We start from the raw sequence: 17,168 nt of genomic DNA, 5'->3' as shown, positions 1-17,168 counted from the left end.
CGGGTCATGAATTGCGGGACGCCTCGGGAGGACGTCGGATGGATCAACGCGGTTGAGCGGGCCGGACAGCTCCGGTGAGGTCGTGGAGCTACGGGTGCACGGGGTCTCCGGCGCGAGCCCCGCACAGGTGCTGGGCCTGCAACAGACCGGGCAGGTCGCCGGTGACCGCAGCGGCGGGTTCTACCGGCCGCGCCCCCGGTGCTCGGACAGCGCCGGTGTGCCGGGGGTGACGCTGGAGGCGTACCGCTGGGGTGATCTGCCCTCCGGCACCGTGGCCCGCACCCTGGCGGTGGTGTTCCTGCTCCCCTTCATGCTGGTCAACGTCGCGATCTGGATGCGCCCGGCGAACCCCGGTGCCGAGGCGGCGGTCAAGTCCCTGTGCCGGGTGCTGGGGCTCACGCTCACCGTGCTGTACGTGCTCGCCATCGCCGGCGTCGCGCTGGATCTCGTCGGATGGAAGTGCCTGGCCTCGCCGAACTGCCTCTCCGGGCGCAGCTGGTTGTCCTGGTTGGGTGGGCGGACGATCGAGCTGCGGCTGGCGGTGCTCGCACTGGTCCCGGCCGCCGCGATCGGCCTGATCTGGCTGGTCAGCTGTCGTCCGGGGCGAGCCTTCGAGGCGTTTCGCCCACCCGATCAGGGCGGCTCCGCGTGTCGGCTCGACACCGTCGGCCAGTGGGACGCCGAGCCGCTGGTGGGCCGGTTGCGGGCCATCCATGTCGCCGCCGCGTTCGCGACGCTGGACCTCGTCCTGCTCCTGGCCCAGGGTGCGAGAGACGCCTCGGCGGCCACCATCGCGCTGACGGCGATCACGGGGGTGATCCTGACGAGCTGCGTGGGGCTGCTCTGCACCCCGCCGCTGATGGACCGGTTCCCCGCCGACCAGCGGCTCGACCGGATCACCCGCACCCTCCGGACCGCTGCCATCATCCTGACCGTGGTCGTCGTGGCTTACGTGCCGACCAGTTCGCAGCCGTGGCCGCAGGAGCACGGGCTGCCCGGTTACGACCCGACCGTGGTCGGTGTGTTCGCGGCTCAGACGACACTGTTGGCCGCCCTGGGCGTGGTGCTGCTCTGGTACCGGAGCCGGGAGCGCGACGCCACCCCGCTGTTCGGGCTGGGCGCTCTCGTTGTCGCGGCCACCGGGATCAGCATGGCGGTGGCGTACTCCGCGGAGCTGGTCTGCCGGGTGGCGGACTTCCTGGATCGCGACGTGCCGACCGGGGAGGGCATCTTCGCCGGCCCGCCCCGGGCCTACACCTGGGCGATCTACGGCTTCTTCCGCGCAGTGGTGGTCACCGCGATCGTCGCCGGCCTGGTCATCCTGATCTCCCGCCGGAGTCGACGCCGGGCTGCGGCGGCGATCGTCGCGCGCGACTTCCCGAACGCGCCGGCCGAGGCCGAGCCCCGCCTGAGGCAGGTCCGAGACGCGATAGCTCGGGCCCGCTTCACCGAGAAACTGGTGCCGTTGGCAGTGGTCTACGGTTGCCTCGCCGGACTCGCCACGGCCACCACCACGGTCGGCCTGCTCGGCCACTTACCGGGCAACGTCATCGAGCGAAACATCGGATTGCCGGCGGAGGCGATCAATTTCACCATCGCGCTCAGTAGCTGGGTGATCGGGGCAATCGTCCTCGTCCTGATCATCGGCGCCATCTTCGCGTACCGGACCGAGCCGTACCGCCGGTACATCGGCGTCCTCTGGGACCTCGGCACCTTCTGGCCCCGGGCCGCCCACCCGTTCGCGCCGCCCTGCTACTCCCGGCGGGCGGTGCCGGAACTGGCCCGCCGGATCACCTACCTGGTCGAGCGCGGCAACGCGGTGCTGCTGACCGGGCACAGCCACGGCTCGATTCTGCTCGCCGCCGCGGTGCTCCAACTGCCGCCGCAGATCGGCGACCGGGTCGCTCTGCTCACTTACGGATCACCACTGCGCCGTTTCTGCGCGCGGCCCTTCCCCGCCTACCTCGACGACGCGGCACTACACGAGATCGGCCGGCGGGTGGGTTGGCGCTGGGTGAACCTGTGGCGCGACACCGATCCCATCGGTGGCTGGATCTTCTCCCGGCATCCGTCACCCGCGCCGGCCACCACCGGCGATCCGGCCGCAGCGGTCGATCGCCGACAGCGCGATCCACGCGACGTGGTGCCGCCGCCCGGGGACAGCGTCGCCCCACCCATCCACGGGCACTGGCCGGACGAGTCCGACGAGCCGTTCATCGAGGCGGTTCAGGAGTTGGTGCAGCGACTCGGTGGGCGGGCTGGCCCGCCCGCGACGCCGAGATAGCAGGGGCCGGGCTCAGCGTCCCCGGCCGGCCCCCGCACGCCACTCGTCCAGGGCGGTGCCGGGGATGCGGGCGCCGTCGGCCGGAACGAGCGAGCGTTCGCCCAGCTTGGCGCCGAAGTACCGGGCGTCGGGGTCGGCCACCACTGAACGAGGGTCCTGCTGATCCGCGAGGAGGGACCGCCCCAACTCGTCGAGGCGGAACGGCTCCGGGCCCGCGACCTCGACCACGGAGTTCGTCGGCGCGCCGAGCACGACCTCGGCTACCGCGGCCGCGACGTCGTCCGCGGCCATCGGCTGAATGAGCACCGGGGCGAGGTGCACGGTGTCGCCGTCGGTGGCGGCGTCGATGATGCCCTGGAGGAACTCGAAGAACTGGGTGGCGTGCACCACCGAGTACGGGATTCCGGACGCGGCGATGAGCTTCTCCTGGGCGACCTTCGCGCGCATGTACCCGCTGTCCGGGATCCGGTCGCTCCCCACGATGGAGAGCGCAACGTAGTGACGCACCCCGGCGTCCGACGCGGCGGCGAGGAGCGTGCGGGTCGAGGTCTCGAAGAACTCCAGCACGGCCTTGTCCTCGAAAGACGGCGAGTTCGACACGTCGACGACGACCTCGGCGCCGGTGAGCGCATCGGCCACCCCCTCACCGGTCAGGGTGTTCACGCCGGTCTTCGGCGATGCCGCCACGGTCTCGTGGCCCTGCTCGTCGAGGCGGGCCACGAGCTTGGAACCGATGAGGCCGCTGCCCCCGATGACGACGATCTTCATGGTCGAACCGTCCTGTCTGCCCTGGGTTGAATCGTGCCGCCAACCAGTAAGACGGAAAGCGTGCGCGGATGCAGGACAATCGCCAGAGAACACTTCGACGGAGATCAGGAGGTCGGCATGGCCACGGTTTCCCACCCCGTGTTCGCCCGGGTGTACGAGCGACTCAGCGTCGCCATGGACCGCGCCGGCACCGCGGCGTTCCGGCGGGAGCTGGTCGCCGGCCTGTCCGGCCGGGTGATCGAGATCGGTGCGGGCAACGGGCGGATGTTCGCCCACTATCCGCCGGAGGTGACCCAGGTCCTCGCGGTCGAGCCGGAGCGGCGTCTCCGGGCCTCCGCCGAGCGCGCCGCGTCGGACGCGCCGGTTCCGGTCACTGTCGTCGACGGTCTGGCCCAGGCGCTGCCCGCCGGGGACGGCGAGTTCGACGCCGCCGTGGTCGCATTGGTGTTGTGCACCGTGCCCGATCAGGCGAGCGCGTTGGCCGAGATCAGCCGGGTGCTGCGCCCCGAGGGCCAGGTGCGGTTCTTCGAGCACGTGGCCGCCGAGGAGGGCAGCGGTCTGCGCCGCGCCCAACGAATCGTCGAAGCCACACTGTGGCCGAAGCTGTTCGCCGGCTGCCACCCCGCCCGTGACACCGTCGCCGCCATCGCGGCGGCCGGCTTCGAGGTGGCGGAGCTGCGCCGGTTCCGTTTCCCGGCCACCAGCAACAGCCCCTCCTCCCCCTGCGTCCTCGGCCGGGCGGTCAAACCGGCCCCGACAGCCCGCTGAGCCAGGCGTCCAGGTCCGCCGGAGAGCGCAGTAACACCACGGGCGGCGCGGCCGGGTCGGCCTGCCAGGCCCGCATCCGCCGTCGAGCCCGGGCGAACGCGGTGACGTGCCACACCAGGATCGAGTCCCGGGACAGCACACTGCTCAGCGACTCGCGGTTGCCGTTGCAGATCACCTCGCCCGTCAGCACGCGGCGCACGGTGCGGCGGAGCAACCACCCGAACGAGCGCCACCGTGGATAGTCCAGGCCGACGACCAGATCGGCGCGGGCGATCGGGACGTCCCGCCAACCGTGGTACGCCCCGTCGATGATCCAGCGGTCCCGTCGGCAGATCTTCTCGATCCGGCTGCGCTGCTCATCGACCGGCACCTCGACCCACCCCGGCTGCCAGAGCAGGTCGTCCACCGGATACCAGGGCAGTCCGAGGCGGTCGGCCAACCGCGCGGCGAGGGTGGACTTGCCGGAGCCGTACACCCCGTAGATCAGGATGCGACGCGGTGCGCTCATCGCGGCAGCGTACGTGGTGAAGGAAAATCGGTTGTCGTGCCTGGCGCGCCTCGGCCAGAGTGACGGCCATGACGTACTGACGGACACCCTCCCCTGCTCCGCGCCACCGGTGAATGCCTCCCCGGGGCCGTGACGCCGTCCGTTCCCACGTCCGCCGCGAGAAGTGAGCCTCCTTGTCCCAGCACCACCTCCCTCGGGAGACCCTGCCCCCGTCCGCCCCGGCCACCGTCACGGTGTTCGCCTCGCCGGCGAGCTGGATCGAGTCCGAAGCGCTCGCCCAGTGCCAGCAGGTCGCCGCCCTGAACGGCATGCGGCACGTCGCCGCGATGCCGGACCTGCACCCCGGCAAGGGCGCGCCGATCGGCGCGGCCATGGCGTCGACAGTGCTGTACCCGTTCCTGGTGGGCTCCGACATCGGCTGCGGCATCGCCGTGTTTCCGATCAAGCTCAAGCGCGCCGTACCGGAACGGCTCGCCGCCCGGTTCCCCGACCTCGACCAGCCACTCGATCCGGTGCGGGACGCCGACGACCCCGCCTGGGCCGCCGTCGACTGTGCCGTTCCGGCCGGTTACCTGGACGGTCTCGGGACGGTCGGCCGAGGCAATCACTTCGTGGAGCTGGCCCGCGTCGACACCATCCTCGACGGACGTCACGCGAGCCGGCTCGGGCTCGACGCGGGCGATCTCGTGCTGATCGTGCACAGCGGTTCCCGTGGCCTGGGCGAGCAGATCCTGCGGGCGCACACCGAAGTCCACGGCGCGGGGCCGGCCCCCGACCCCGCCGCCTACCTGAGCAGGCACGACGACGCCGTGCGCTGGGGATCGCTCAACCGGCGGGTGCTGGCCGCCCGGGTGGCGCACGCGTTGGGGGCCGAGCCCACCGCACCGATCGTCGACCAGTGCCACAACCTGGTCGAGGTCCGGGACGGGGGCTACCTGCACCGCAAGGGCGCGGCACCGGGCGACGGGCGCGACGTCCTGATCGCCGGCACCCGGGGAACGGCGTCCTACCTGGTGGCCGCGCACGCCGGGCCGGACGCCAACCATTCCGTGGCCCATGGTGCTGGCCGCAAAATGTCACGCGCCGACGCCCTGCGGCGGGGTCGGGCCAAGCACACGGTCGAGGAGCTACGCCGTACGCCGGTGGGGTCGCTGGTGGTGTGCGGTGACCGGCAGTTGCTCTTCGAGGAGGCGCCCACGGCGTACAAGCGCATCGAGCAGGTGATCGCCGACCTGGTCGAGCACCGCCTGGCCACGCCGGTGGCCAGCACGACTCCCCTGGTCACCTACAAGACGCCCGATCTCGGGTCCGCGGCACGACCGGACCGGCGGGGCCACCGCGGCAGGCGAGGCCGGTCGTGAACGTGTTCCTGCTGCTGTCGGCCGGACGCGGGCCGCAGGAGTGCGCCTGGGCACTGAGTCAGCTGCTGCACCGTCTGCGCGCAGAGGGCACCCGCCGAGGTCTGACGATCCAGCAGGTTCAGGCGGTGCCCGGTGACCGCACCGGCACCTACCGGTCGGTGCTGATCCGGATCTCGGGTGTCGACGCCGAGGCGTTCGCGGCCTCGTGGACCGGGACGCTGTGCTGGCAGGCCCCCAGCCCGTACCGGTCGGGCACCGGCCGGAAGAACTGGTACGTCACCGCCCAGCCGCCCGAACGCGACGCTCAACCGACGACGTTCCGCGAGGCGGACGTCGACATCGTCGCCTGCCGTACCGGCGGGCCGGGTGGTCAGCACCGGAACAAGGCCAGCACAGCGGTACGCGCAACGCACCGTCCCTCAGGCATGGTGGTCGTGGTGGACGAGGAGCGGCAGTTCGGCCTGAACCGGCGGATCGCCCTGGACCTGCTGCGGCACCGCATCGAGAGCGGTGACGAGGCGGCGCGGCGGGCCGTCACCACCGCCCGGTGGCGGATCCACGACCGGCTGGTTCGCGGCGATCCGGTGCGCGTGGAACGTCCGACGCCCGGGCGACCGGGCGGCTAGGGGCTCAAACCTCCAGCACCGCGTCGGCGAAGGCCTGCGGCGCCTCCTGCGGCAGGTTGTGCCCGACACCACCGCCGACGGTCCGGTGCTCGTACGGGCCGGCGAACTGCTTGCCGTAGACGGTGGGCTCCAGGTGCGGCGCACCGTTGGCGTCCCCCTCCAGGGAGATGCTGGGCACCGTGATCTTCGGCTTCGCGGCCAGGCGCTGCTCGATCTCGTCGTACTGCGGCTCACCGTCGGCGAGGGCCAGCCGCCAGCGGTAGTTGTGGATGACGATGTCGACGTGGTCGGGGTTGTCGAACGCCGCCGCGCTGCGGTCGAACGTCGCGTCGTCGAACGTCCATCTGGGGGACGCGGTCTGCCAGATCAGCTTGGCGAAGTCGCGCCGATTCTTGTCGTACCCTTGCCGTCCGCGCTCGGTGGCGAAGTAGTACTGGTACCACCACGCGAACTCCGCCTTCGGCGGCAACGGCACCGTGCCCGACTTCTGCCCGTCGATCAGGTAGCCGCTCACCGAGACCAGCCCTCGGCAGCGTTCGGGCCACAGCGCCGCGACCACATCGGCGGTCCGCGCGCCCCAGTCGAAACCGGCGAGCTTCGCGGTGTCGATCTTCAGGGCGTCCATCAGGGCGATGAGGTCGAGCCCCATGGCCGCCGGTTCGCCGTTTCGCATGGTGTCGGCGGAGCGGAACCGGGTGGTGCCGTAGCCCCGAAGGTACGGCACGACGACCCGGTGACCGGCCGCGGTGAGCAGCGGTACGACGTCGACGAAGCTGTGGATGTCGTAGGGCCACCCGTGCAGAAGGATCACCGCTTCCCCGTCCGGCGGCCCGGCGTCCACGTATCCGACGTTCAGCAGTCCGGCCTCGATCTGTCGCAGGTCGGTGAACCCGCCAACGGCCCTTGCCATCGATTGTCTCCCCACGTCCGGACCTGCTCGGATGTGCTGATCACGCCCGAATCTAACGACCCGCCCGGAGCCTGAGCACCGTTCACACAAGCACCGCTCGACCGATGTCGAGCTGGGTAGGATGCCCCGCCCCCGCGGACGTTCCCGGCGGAGGTCGTGGGGTCGTGGTCGGGTGACCGTAGGGTGATGGCATGGCTGAGCGACCTCTGACCCTGATGGCGGTGCACGCCCACCCCGACGACGAGGCGACGAGCACCGGCGGCGTTCTTGCCCGCTATGCCGCCGAGGGGGTTACCACCGTGCTGGTGACCTGCACCGACGGGCGGTGTGGGGACGGCCCGGGTGGGGTCAAGCCGGGCGAGGAGGGGCACGACCCGGCCGCCGTCGTGGCGATGCGCCAGGCCGAGCTGCTGGCCAGCTGCGCCGCGCTGAACGTCACCCACCTGGAGACCCTCGGCTACGCCGACTCCGGGATGATGGGCTGGCCGACCAACGACCTGCCCGGCGCGTTCTGGACGACACCGGTGGCGGAGGCGGCGGCCCGGCTCGCGGAGCTGATCCGGCAGTACCAGCCGGACGTGATCGTCACGTACGACGAGAACGGCTTCTACGGCCACCCCGACCACATCCAGGCGCATCGGATCACCATGGCCGCCGTCGAGCAGACGGACGTCCCGGCGAAGGTCTACTGGACCACGGTGCCGCGTACGGCGTTCGCGGAGTTCGGTCGGATCATGAAGGAGCTCGGCGTCGAGTGGGCCGAGCCGGACGAGGCGACGGAGCCGCAGCTCGGCCTGCCCGACGATGAGATCACCACCTGGGTCGACACGAGCAAGTACGGCGCGCAGAAGTTCGAGGCGCTGGCCACTCACGCCAGTCAGACCGAGAACATCTTCTTCCTGCAACTCGGCCAGGAGCGGTTCACCGAGCTGATGGGCGTGGAGACGTTCCTGCGGGTCCGGGACCGGACCGACGCGCCGATCCCCGAGGACGACCTCTTCGCCGGTCTGCGCTGACCGGTCTTCCGCAGCGACACCAGGGCATCGTCGACCACCGTGTCGACGATGCCCTGTCGTTGTGCGCCGCGCTGACGCCCAGAGGCCTGCACCGTGCTGATGGCACCACGCACGGCGTCGGGCTGTCGCATCCTGCGCTGGGGCCGGGGCGGGGCGGACCCCGAAAGTTTCGACCTCCTATCGCTCGGGGCTACGCAGGTCATGTGATGAATTTCCGGAAGTTTTCAGCGTTGACGCCCAGACATTGACCGGCTTAATGTTTCGAGCGAGTTTCCGGTTTCCGGCCGGAACTACCGGCGTCACCAACCTCGCCGGCGTCCCCGCCCGCCAACACCGGACGGACCCTCACCTCCTAGATCGAGATTCATCTATTGATCGTCTGGAAGGGAAGGCACATGAACGTGAGACAGTGGTCGACCGTCGGCCTGGTCGCCGTCGCGACCGTCGCGACGTTGAACGCCGTGCCGGCCACCGCGAGTCGGCCGTACGACCCCACGACGCAGAGCCTCGGCACCCTCGGCCTGCGCCACGGCCTGCACGTCGGCACCGCGGTGAGCATCGATGCCCTCAACGACGCCAGCGACCCGCAGTACCGCAAGCTGGCCGCCACCGAGTTCGCCTCGGTCACCGCCGAGAACGCGATGAAGTGGGAGAGCCTGGAGCCCACCCGCGGCAATTACAACTGGGCGCCAGCCGACCAGCTCATCGAGTTCGCCAAGCGCAACCGGCAGAGCGTGCGCGGCCACGTGCTGGTCTGGCACAACCAACTGCCCGCCTGGTTGACCAGTGGCGTCGCCGACGGCTCCATCAGCAAGCAGGAGCTGCGCGAGCTGCTGCGCAACCACATCACCACAGTCGTCAAACGCTACAAGGGCAAGATCTGGCAGTGGGACGTGGTCAACGAGGCGGTCAGTGACCCGTGGGACACCCCGTCGACCCTGCACTACAAGGGCTTCTGGGCGCAGAACCTCGGGCCCGGCTACATCGCCGACGCGTTCCGCTGGGCACGGGCCGCCGACCCCAAGGCGCTGCTGTTCTACAACGACTACAACATCGAGGCGTTCGGCTCGGGCAACCCGGCGGACGACAAGACCCAGTTCGTGTACGACATGACCAAGAGCCTGCGCGCCCAGGGTGTGCCGATCGACGGCGTCGGTTCCCAGGGCCACCTGGGCACCCAGTACGGCAACTACGACACCCTCCAGGTGACCGCCGCGCTGAAGAAGTTCAGCGGGCTCGGTGTCGCGACCGCGTTCACCGAGGTCGACGTCCGCAGCCAGCTGACCGAAGCCGTCCAGGCGGGCAACTCGGAGGAGATCAACCCCCGACTTCAGGCCTCGGCCGCCAACTTCAGCGTGCTGATGAAGGCGTGCCTCGCCGTGCGGAGCTGCCTGTCGTACACGGTGTGGGGTTTCAGTGACAACCACTCCTGGGTGCCGGGCTGGTTCAGCGACCCGCCCGAGGGATTGGCGACCATCTACGACGAGAACTACCAGCCCAAGCGGGCGTACCAGGAATTGAAGTCCGACCTGATCTTCGCCGGGCCGCCGTACGTGCTGCCCCGCATCGCCCCCAAACCGCGCCGCTGACGCGCATCTCGGCGTGCGGGCCGTGTGGAGCTTCCCGAAGCTCCACACGGCCCTACGGCCGGCACGGACGTCGACGTTCGACTCACGTTCGGTGGTTCCGTTCCGCCATCTGGACGCCATCGGAGGACTGGTGCCGGTTTCTGCCGGTTTATTGATGGTGTTGGTGTCACTATGGCAGGCGTGGGAACTGCGAAAACTGCCATGCCTGCGATCTCGCCGCTCACCGGCGATCCCATCAAGCGGGCCGATGCCGAGAAGCTAGCGGGGGTCCTGAAGGCCTTCGCCGATCCGGCGCGACTCCGGTTGCTCAGCCTGATCCAGTCCGCGCCGGAAGGTGAGGCGTCCGTCAGTGACCTCACCTCGGCGCTCAACCTCTCTCAACCGACGGTGAGTCATCACCTTCGGATCCTCACCGAGGCTGGCCTGCTCGAACGCGACAAGCGCGGGGTCTGGGCGTACTACCGCTTGGTGCCCGCCGCGATCGCGCAGATCGCCGACCTGTTGACGCCGCCCCGGAAGCGGGCGACGAAGCGGACCCGCTGACCGGGCCGGGAAGCTGGCCCGTCACATCCGCTCCGGCGCGGTCCAGCCCCTGCCGCAGGGTCCGGGCGTCAGCTCGGCCGGCAGCAGCCGACTCCGCACGCCTGGACGTCATCCGACAGTCCGGTGGCGCATTGAGCGATTACGCTGGTCACGCGGGGGCGGCCTAACGGCCCGGTCGATGCGATGACGCCTCAAATCCGGTGGTCCGGTCGATCTCCGGGCCGCCGCGTGATCGTTTCGGCCGGCTCGGCGCAGGGCACTTCCCCCGGCACAGATGAGGGGTGACGATGAGCCGATCCACACCACTGCCGCCGGCCCGTACGCGACGTGCGCTCGCGCTGCTTCCGCTGCTCGGCACCATCGCCTTGGCCGCCGCCTGCACCACCACCGATGATCCGCCCGGCTCGGCCCTGCCGACCACCGCACCGACGACCGCGTCGGCGTCAGCGCCCCCGACGGACACACCGTCTCCGAGCGCGAGCAGCCCTCGGGTGACCATCCCGACCTCGGCCTTCGTCGAGTTGCCCGCCGAACTGCGGAAGTCGCCCCGGCGGACGACACCCGTCGAGGAGGCCCTGCCGACGCTGTGCGGCAACGAGTTCGGCACCGGTGGCCGGCAGGTCACCGCGAGCGCCGCGATGACCGTCACCTACCAGACGGCCGGCGAGCCCTCCAGCAACGTGCCACAGGGGATGATCCACCAGACCATCTTCACCTTCGACGGCGCCGGGGCCTCGGCCTACCTGGACCGGCTCCGCACCGCCGTGCAGGCGTGCCCCTCGTACGACCAGTCCGGAAACCGCGTCACCGTCAAGAGCGAGGTGCTGCCTGGGGTCGGTGGCGAGGCGTTGCTGCTGACCCGAACCTGGCCCGAGACGAGCCTGAACGGTGAACGCACCGGCGACACCGCGTCCAGCCAGATCGCCGTGGCTCGCGTCGACAGCACGGTGACGGTCTTCAACGACCAGGGGTGGGAGGGCACCAGCGGCAACCCGGCCATCCTGGACCGGGTCGTTCGCGACGGCGTACGCGCCATCGACGCCTGGCAGCGGTAGGCCGGCGTCCCCGCCACCAACACCTCCACCGATCGGTTTGGTTCTCCGTCGGATCATGGACACCTGGACCCGGGTCGCGCTCGCGTCCGGAGACTGGAGGATCTCGGTCCACAGTGAACCCGACCCTGGATGTGGCGGCTGATGAAGGTTTCTCCCCCGGGCACCGGCACCCACCGCGACGGCCCACCGCATGCCGGTGAGCTGTTCACCGACCGGGAGAGCGAGTCGCAAGCGTTCAAGTCGACGCTTAGCCGTTTTCGGCAGTTGCTCGACAGCGACGACGAGGTCGGGGTCGCCCGCCACAACGTGCTGACCTTCCACGGTCTCGGTGGCATCGGCAAGACCGCGCTCTCCGAACGGTTGGACGCATGGGTCCGCCACGACCTTCCACTCGTCAATGGCTGGGGGCCGGCTCCGGCCACCCGCGTCGACGCGACGGCCCGCATCGACCTGCACGGCTCGGTCGGTCGCATGGACCTTCCGGCCGCGCTGCTCGCGTTGCGGGCCGGTGTGGCCAGCATCCGTCGCCGATGGCCGGTCTTCGACCTGGCGTTCACCGCCTACTGGTCGGCGCTCCGTCCCGGTGAGTCCCTGCCCCGCTTCCGGGGACGCGACGAGCTGGAGAACTCCGTGGCGGAGACGGTGGGTGAGGTGCTCAAGGACCTCGGCTCGCTGGCGGACCTCGCCGGTGGAACGGCCACCTCGCTCGCGGTGCGGGGGGTCCGGAAGGTGGTGGGCAAAGTCCGACGTCGACGTGACCTGCGACTCGCGGTCGACGGGTTCCCGGGCTTCGAGGAATTCCTGCTCCGATGCGCTGACGAACCGAGCCCCACCGAGCCTCGACCAGCGCTGGCCTGTGAGCTCGCCGCTGCCCTGTCATGGGAGCTGGCCCAGATCGTTCCGTCACCCCTGCTGGCGGTGTTCGTCGACACCACCGAGCGCCTGGCACTGGACCCGCGACGGGTCTCGGAGGGGCACCTCAACCGGCTGGTCCACGGCATGCCGAACGTGTTGTTCGTGCTGACCGGGCGCGATCTGCTGAGCTGGCACGACGAGGGCCGCGTCGACCTTCCGCACCGCGGCCCATGGACCTGGCCGGGGCTCGTGCCGGGGGCCTCGGAGAATCCTCGGCAGCAACTCGTGGGAAACCTCTCCCCCTCGGACACCCGGGCGCTGATCCTGCGTGGACGTGCCCAGCTCGACCTGCCGATGAGCGATGACGTTGTCGAGCAGTTGGTCCGATCGTCGGCCGGGCTACCGCAGTATCTGGAACTGGCCCGGCAGGTCGCCATCTCGATCACGGATGCCGGGAGCGGACGCAAGGTGGAGGCGCAGGACGTCACGGGTTCCCTTGGCTCGCTGGTGATGCGCATCCTCGACGACGTCCCCGCCGACGAGCAGCGGGCCATCCGGGCCGCGTGCCTTTTCCGGGTCTTCGACACTCATCTGATGGCAGCCGCGGCGGACGTCGACCACGGCTGCGCCGAGCGGGCCGTTCGACGTCCGATGATCGACCACCACCACGGCGACCGCTTCCCGTACCGGATCCACGACGCCGTCCGGGAGGCGATCCGTCGATCCGATCACCAGATCTCCGGCGGCTGGTCCGAGCGCGACTGGGAGCTGGCCGCCGGCCGGGCTGCGGCGGCAGCCCGACGTCTGCACGACGATGCCAAGGAACGTGACGACAATCGAGAAGTCCTGGACCTGATCGGTGTCGCCGTCGTGCTGGTGTGCGAGCAGAGCACGACGTTGGAGCCAGCTCCGAGCGAAAATTACGAGGACTGGCTGTCACGCGCCATCGTGTTCAGTCCCTCGGTGCAGGGCCTACGGTCCCGGGCGCCGGCCGCGAGCCGCACCGAGTACGGGCGCCTGGTCCTGAACTTCATCGCGGCCAAGTCCATCGAGACGCCCATGGACGAGCGGCTGAGCCTGCTCCGCGAGATCTTCGACTCTGATCACCCGCTCCAGACACCTGCGGGCCGGCACCTCGGCTTCACGCTGCGACTGTGCCAGCGCTGGGACGAGGCGCTCGCCGTCTTCGACGAGCTGGTCGCACGTAAACCCACGCCGCTGCACCGGGGACAGCGCCCACAGGTTCTGAGCCTGGCCCGGCGCTTCATGGACGCCGAGCGGGCCGCACAGGGGCTCCCCGTGCGGGACCTCATCCGGCGGGTGGCGGAGTACGCCCACGGCCGGCCGGAGCGCTACTTCGCTGAGGTCGCCGACAAGACGGCGAAGCTGCGTGACGCCGGCCGCCAGCGGGAGTACCTGAATGAGGTCAGCACACTGCTGATGCGGCGGACGTTCTTCCGCGGCGATGTGAGCGCCGACGAGGTGCTCGACTTCGTCGATCAGGCCGACCTCTCCGGTCACCTGGTCGCGACCCGCACCGCGCTGCTGACCACGGTCCTGCTGGGGCGGTCGGCCCCGACGGACATCGCGCTGACCATCGACCGAATACGGACGCTGGACGAGGCGTCCACGGGCAAGATCGGGTACCTCTACGGTCTTGCCGAATGCTGCACCGCGCTACGTCTCGGAGCGCGCGACCGTCTGGAGCGGCTCCGAGACGAAATCAGCCTGTTGCCCTCACGAAGCCGTTCGATGATCCCGGTCGAGTGCCTCCTGGAGTCGGTCGGCCTATCACTGCCCAGCCAGCCGACCCAGTGGCTCGAACCTTTCGAGGTCGTCACCCGCCGCTGGGCCGATCACTACGCGGCGTACGCCGCACGTCACGGGTAATGCCAGCTCACCACATTCGCCACTAGGGGAGGTTTCGTCATGTCGGACGGTCAGGGAACGAAAGCGCCGTGGCTTCCGCCGCGTTGGTTCATCCGTCTCGCCTGGGTGGTGCACCGGGGTCTGTACCGGGGCACCGGCAGCCGTGTCGGTCTGTGGCGACCGCGCGAGGACCGCTGGGGCACGCTCCGACTGACCACGACCGGTCGCCGCACCGGTCAGCAACGCAGCGTCATCATCGCGTACTTCGAGGACGGCCCGAACCTCGTCGGGGTGGCGATGAACGGGTGGGGCGAGGGCGCCCCCGCGTGGTGGCTCAACCTGCAGGCCCACCCGGACGCATCCGTCGATCTGCCCGACGGGCGGCGACTGGTCCGCGCCCGTGTCGCCACCGACGACGAGCGGTCCCGGCTGTGGCCGCGCTGGCGCGAGGCGGACAAGAACTTCGACGCCCACGCGGCGCGTCGATCGTCGGAGACCCCGGTGGTGGTGCTGGCGCCCAGATCGGAGGGCGACTCCCCAACGCCGTGATGCGCTGCCCGGCCAACGGGACAACCGCTGCGGTACGACAGCCGGAGCGCGTACATCCCGGGTGGTAGCCGCGTTGGCAACTCTGGCCTGACGACTCGCGGGGGGTGCGGTTCCTACGCTGCCGCTGTAGCCGTCAAGCGACCGAGGGGAACCACGATGTCCGTCCACCTGTTTGTCACCGCCGTAGCCGCGCCGGTCTCGGCCGAGTCGACCGCCGCCGCTGTCTCCATGAGCTCCGGACGGGTTGGCGCCAGTATCGCCGTACTGCTGGGGCTCGCCGGCGCGGTCATCGGTGGGGTGGCACTGGCCCGCCCCGCCAGTCGCCTCGGTGCCGGGTCGGGCCGCCTGGGAGCGGTCCTGGCCGTGGCGGCCGGTCTGCTCGGCATGGCGCTCGGCGCGCTGGTGGTGGCGACCTCCGACAGTGGCATCGGCACCGGGAACGGGCGAGGCGGGGCCTACCTGGCCGTGGTGGTCGGGCTGGTCAGCGCCGTCCTCGGTGGGCTCGCCCTGGCTCGGGCCCGCCGCACCGACGGGCTGATCGGGTAACGGGCTGACCGGTCCCGGCGCGGGGTGTGCCCCGTGCCGGCCGCACCGGCCAGCCGAAGGCGGTGGTCAGGAGCGGGTGACCCAACCTGGCACGGTCAGGCCGGACTCGTAGGCGAGGATCACCAACTGGGCTCGGTCCCGGGCACCGGCCTTCGTCATGATCCGGCTGACGTGGGTCTTGGCGGTCGCCGGGCTCAGCACCAACCGCGCCGCGATCTCGTCGTTGGACAGGCCGGCGGCGACCAGCGCCAGCACCTCGCGCTCCCGCTCGGTGAGCACGCTCAGTCGCGGCCCCGGGTCGGGGTGCGTGGCCCGGGCCGCGAACTCGGCGATCAGCCGGCGGGTGATCGCCGGCGCGATCAGCGCATCACCCCGGGCCACGACCCGCACTCCGTGGATCAACTCCGCCGGCTCGGTGTCCTTGACCAGGAAGCCGCTGGCGCCGGCCCGCAGCGCTCCGTAGACGTATTCATCCAGGTCGAACGTGGTCAGGATGATGACGCGAGCATCGGTGCTCGCGCTGATCTCACCGGTGGCGGTCAGGCCGTCCAGCCCGGGCATCCGGATGTCCATGAGGACGACATCCGGCCGTAGCTGCCGGGCCAGCCGCACCGCCTCGGCACCGTCGGCCGCCTCACCGACCACCTGGAGGCCGTCCTCGCCGTCCAGGATGGACCGGAAGCCGGCGCGGACCAGGGTCTGGTCGTCGACGAGCAGCAGCCGGATCATGACTGCTCCCCCGCTAGGCCGGGCCGCACCGGCAGCCGGGCGCAGACCCGGAAGCCGCCGTCCGGCTGCGCGCCAGCGGTCAGCGAGCCGCCCAGTGCCCGCGCCCGCTCACGCATTCCGACGATCCCGCTGCCCGGCGTGCCCGGTTGGCTGGTGCCGTCGTCCTCGACCTCCACGACCACGTCGTCGTGGTCGGGCCGGACCCGGACCACCGCGGCGGTGGCACCAGCGTGTCGCGTCACGTTGGTGAGTGCCTCCTGGACGATCCGATACACCGCCAGGTCGACCGCCGGCGGCAGCGACCGGGTTTCGGCCAGCTCAGTGCGGATCTCCAACTCCGGTCGGTCAACCGTCCTGACCAGATCGCCGAGGCGGGACAGACCGGGTGCGGGCCCGACCGCCCCGGCACCCACGCTCCGCAGTACGCCGAGCGTCGCACGCAACTCGTGCAACGTCTCCTTGCTGGTCTGTTTGATCGCGGTGAGTGCCTGCTCGGACCGGACCGGGTCGGGTCGGTGCAGCGCGGCGCTGGCCTGCACATTGATCAACGACAGGTGGTGGCCGAGCACGTCGTGCAGTTCCCGCGCGATGCGCAGCCGTTCCTCGGTGGCCCGTCGCCGGGCCTCCTCCTCCATCCGCTGCTCGGCGACGACCGCGCGGGCCTGCGCCTCGGCGAGGTAGGCGCGACGGTTGCGGGTCACCCCGACGATGACGGCGACGAGCCAACCGGCGTGCAGCAGCGTCGCCCCGTTCATGCTGTTCGGGGACCGGTTGTAGCTGTCCGCCACGGCGAAGGCGATCACCGAGGCGAGACCGAGCCCGATGGCGACCGCGAGGTATCCCTCGTCGACGACGGTGTAGAGCGCCACGACGAACACCACCATGATCGGACCGGGCCGGTGCAGCAGCGCGCCGTACGCGCCGACGGCGGCCAGCGCCACGACGCCCACCGGCACCGGGTGACGCCGGCGGACGTACAGCGCACCGGACGAGAGCAGCACCACCGGTAGCGCCGCCCACTCGGCGGCCGTGTCGAGGCCACCCGACTGCACCACCAGGCCCACGAGGGCGACCAGACCGACGGCGAGCACCAGGGCCGCGTTCGCCGTCCGGCTTCGCCACCCTGACATGCGCCGAAGCCTAGCCTCTGGTCGGGGAGCGGGAGAAGGTCCGACGCGGAGGCCGCCGGTGA

General features: G+C 70.6%; 16 protein-coding genes. 11 read left to right on the top strand and 5 right to left on the bottom strand.

Translation table 11 applies throughout. From position 1 onward, the window contains the following. Positions 1-52: 52 nt before the first annotated feature. Positions 53-2,284, top strand: coding sequence for a hypothetical protein (locus tag V6U86_RS16290; protein WP_334504002.1), 2,232 nt, complete (start codon positions 53-55; stop codon positions 2,282-2,284). 12 nt (positions 2,285-2,296) lie between these two features. Here V6U86_RS16290 and V6U86_RS16285 read toward each other — a convergent pair whose 3' ends face one another. Continuing rightward, a complete protein-coding gene (locus V6U86_RS16285) occupies positions 2,297-3,052 on the bottom strand; it encodes an SDR family oxidoreductase (RefSeq protein ID WP_334504000.1) in 756 nt (251 codons plus the stop codon). A gap of 117 nt (positions 3,053-3,169) precedes the next feature. On the opposite strand from V6U86_RS16285, the gene V6U86_RS16280 reads away from it, so the two are divergent. Next, positions 3,170-3,820, top strand: a complete 651-nt coding sequence (locus V6U86_RS16280; RefSeq protein WP_334503998.1) for a class I SAM-dependent methyltransferase — start codon at positions 3,170-3,172, stop codon at positions 3,818-3,820. Here the strand turns inward: V6U86_RS16280 and V6U86_RS16275 are convergent. Beyond that, complete coding sequence (locus V6U86_RS16275) at positions 3,795-4,328, bottom strand: adenylate kinase (RefSeq protein ID WP_334503996.1); 534 nt, start codon at positions 4,326-4,328, stop codon at positions 3,795-3,797. The genes V6U86_RS16280 and V6U86_RS16275 overlap by 26 nt on opposite strands. 173 nt (positions 4,329-4,501) lie before the next feature. Here V6U86_RS16275 and V6U86_RS16270 point away from each other — a divergent pair, with 173 nt between their 5' ends. Both V6U86_RS16270 and prfH read left to right on the top strand, forming a co-directional pair. Continuing rightward, the gene (locus V6U86_RS16270) at positions 4,502-5,689 is read left to right on the top strand and encodes an RNA ligase RtcB family protein (protein WP_334503994.1); all 1,188 of its coding nucleotides are present in this window, start codon (positions 4,502-4,504) and stop codon (positions 5,687-5,689) included. Beyond that, on the top strand, positions 5,686-6,315 hold the full coding sequence (gene prfH, locus V6U86_RS16265; protein ID WP_334503992.1) for a peptide chain release factor H: 630 nt from the start codon (positions 5,686-5,688) through the stop codon (positions 6,313-6,315). Before V6U86_RS16270 ends, prfH begins: the two co-directional genes overlap by 4 nt. Before the next feature lie 4 nt (positions 6,316-6,319). On the opposite strand, the gene V6U86_RS16260 is transcribed toward prfH, so the two are convergent. Continuing rightward, positions 6,320-7,225, bottom strand: coding sequence for an alpha/beta fold hydrolase (locus tag V6U86_RS16260; RefSeq protein ID WP_334503989.1), 906 nt, complete (start codon positions 7,223-7,225; stop codon positions 6,320-6,322). A gap of 191 nt (positions 7,226-7,416) precedes the next feature. Between V6U86_RS16260 and V6U86_RS16255 the strand changes: the two genes are divergently transcribed. From V6U86_RS16255 to V6U86_RS16225, 7 genes are all read left to right on the top strand, one after another. Next, a complete protein-coding gene (locus V6U86_RS16255; protein ID WP_334503987.1) occupies positions 7,417-8,241 on the top strand; it encodes a PIG-L family deacetylase in 825 nt (274 codons plus the stop codon). A gap of 395 nt (positions 8,242-8,636) precedes the next feature. Beyond that, complete coding sequence (locus tag V6U86_RS16250) at positions 8,637-9,830, top strand: endo-1,4-beta-xylanase (RefSeq protein WP_334503984.1); 1,194 nt, start codon at positions 8,637-8,639, stop codon at positions 9,828-9,830. Between the two features lie 201 nt (positions 9,831-10,031). Beyond that, on the top strand, positions 10,032-10,373 hold the full coding sequence (locus V6U86_RS16245; protein ID WP_334503982.1) for an ArsR/SmtB family transcription factor: 342 nt from the start codon (positions 10,032-10,034) through the stop codon (positions 10,371-10,373). Positions 10,374-10,660: 287 nt separating this feature from the next. Continuing rightward, a complete protein-coding gene (locus V6U86_RS16240; protein WP_334503980.1) occupies positions 10,661-11,428 on the top strand; it encodes a hypothetical protein in 768 nt (255 codons plus the stop codon). Between the two features lie 141 nt (positions 11,429-11,569). Beyond that, positions 11,570-14,173, top strand: a complete 2,604-nt coding sequence (locus V6U86_RS16235) for a hypothetical protein (protein WP_334503978.1) — start codon at positions 11,570-11,572, stop codon at positions 14,171-14,173. 39 nt (positions 14,174-14,212) lie between these two features. After that, positions 14,213-14,701: a nitroreductase/quinone reductase family protein gene (locus V6U86_RS16230; RefSeq protein WP_334503976.1), complete on the top strand. Its 489-nt coding sequence runs from the start codon at positions 14,213-14,215 to the stop codon at positions 14,699-14,701. A gap of 156 nt (positions 14,702-14,857) precedes the next feature. Beyond that, positions 14,858-15,247: a DUF6223 family protein gene (locus tag V6U86_RS16225; RefSeq protein ID WP_334503973.1), complete on the top strand. Its 390-nt coding sequence runs from the start codon at positions 14,858-14,860 to the stop codon at positions 15,245-15,247. 66 nt (positions 15,248-15,313) lie between these two features. Here V6U86_RS16225 and V6U86_RS16220 read toward each other — a convergent pair whose 3' ends face one another. Together V6U86_RS16220 and V6U86_RS16215 are read right to left on the bottom strand one after the other, a co-directional pair. Further along, a complete protein-coding gene (locus tag V6U86_RS16220; RefSeq protein ID WP_334503971.1) occupies positions 15,314-15,976 on the bottom strand; it encodes a response regulator transcription factor in 663 nt (220 codons plus the stop codon). Beyond that, complete coding sequence (locus V6U86_RS16215) at positions 15,973-17,106, bottom strand: sensor histidine kinase (RefSeq protein ID WP_334503969.1); 1,134 nt, start codon at positions 17,104-17,106, stop codon at positions 15,973-15,975. The genes V6U86_RS16220 and V6U86_RS16215 overlap by 4 nt, the downstream gene beginning before the upstream one ends. Positions 17,107-17,168: the final 62 nt, after the last annotated feature.

The organism is Micromonospora sp. CPCC 205558, from assembly GCF_036902955.1.
Lineage (GTDB): Bacteria > Actinomycetota > Actinomycetes > Mycobacteriales > Micromonosporaceae > Micromonospora.
This window is presented reverse-complemented; position numbering and strand designations above follow the sequence as displayed.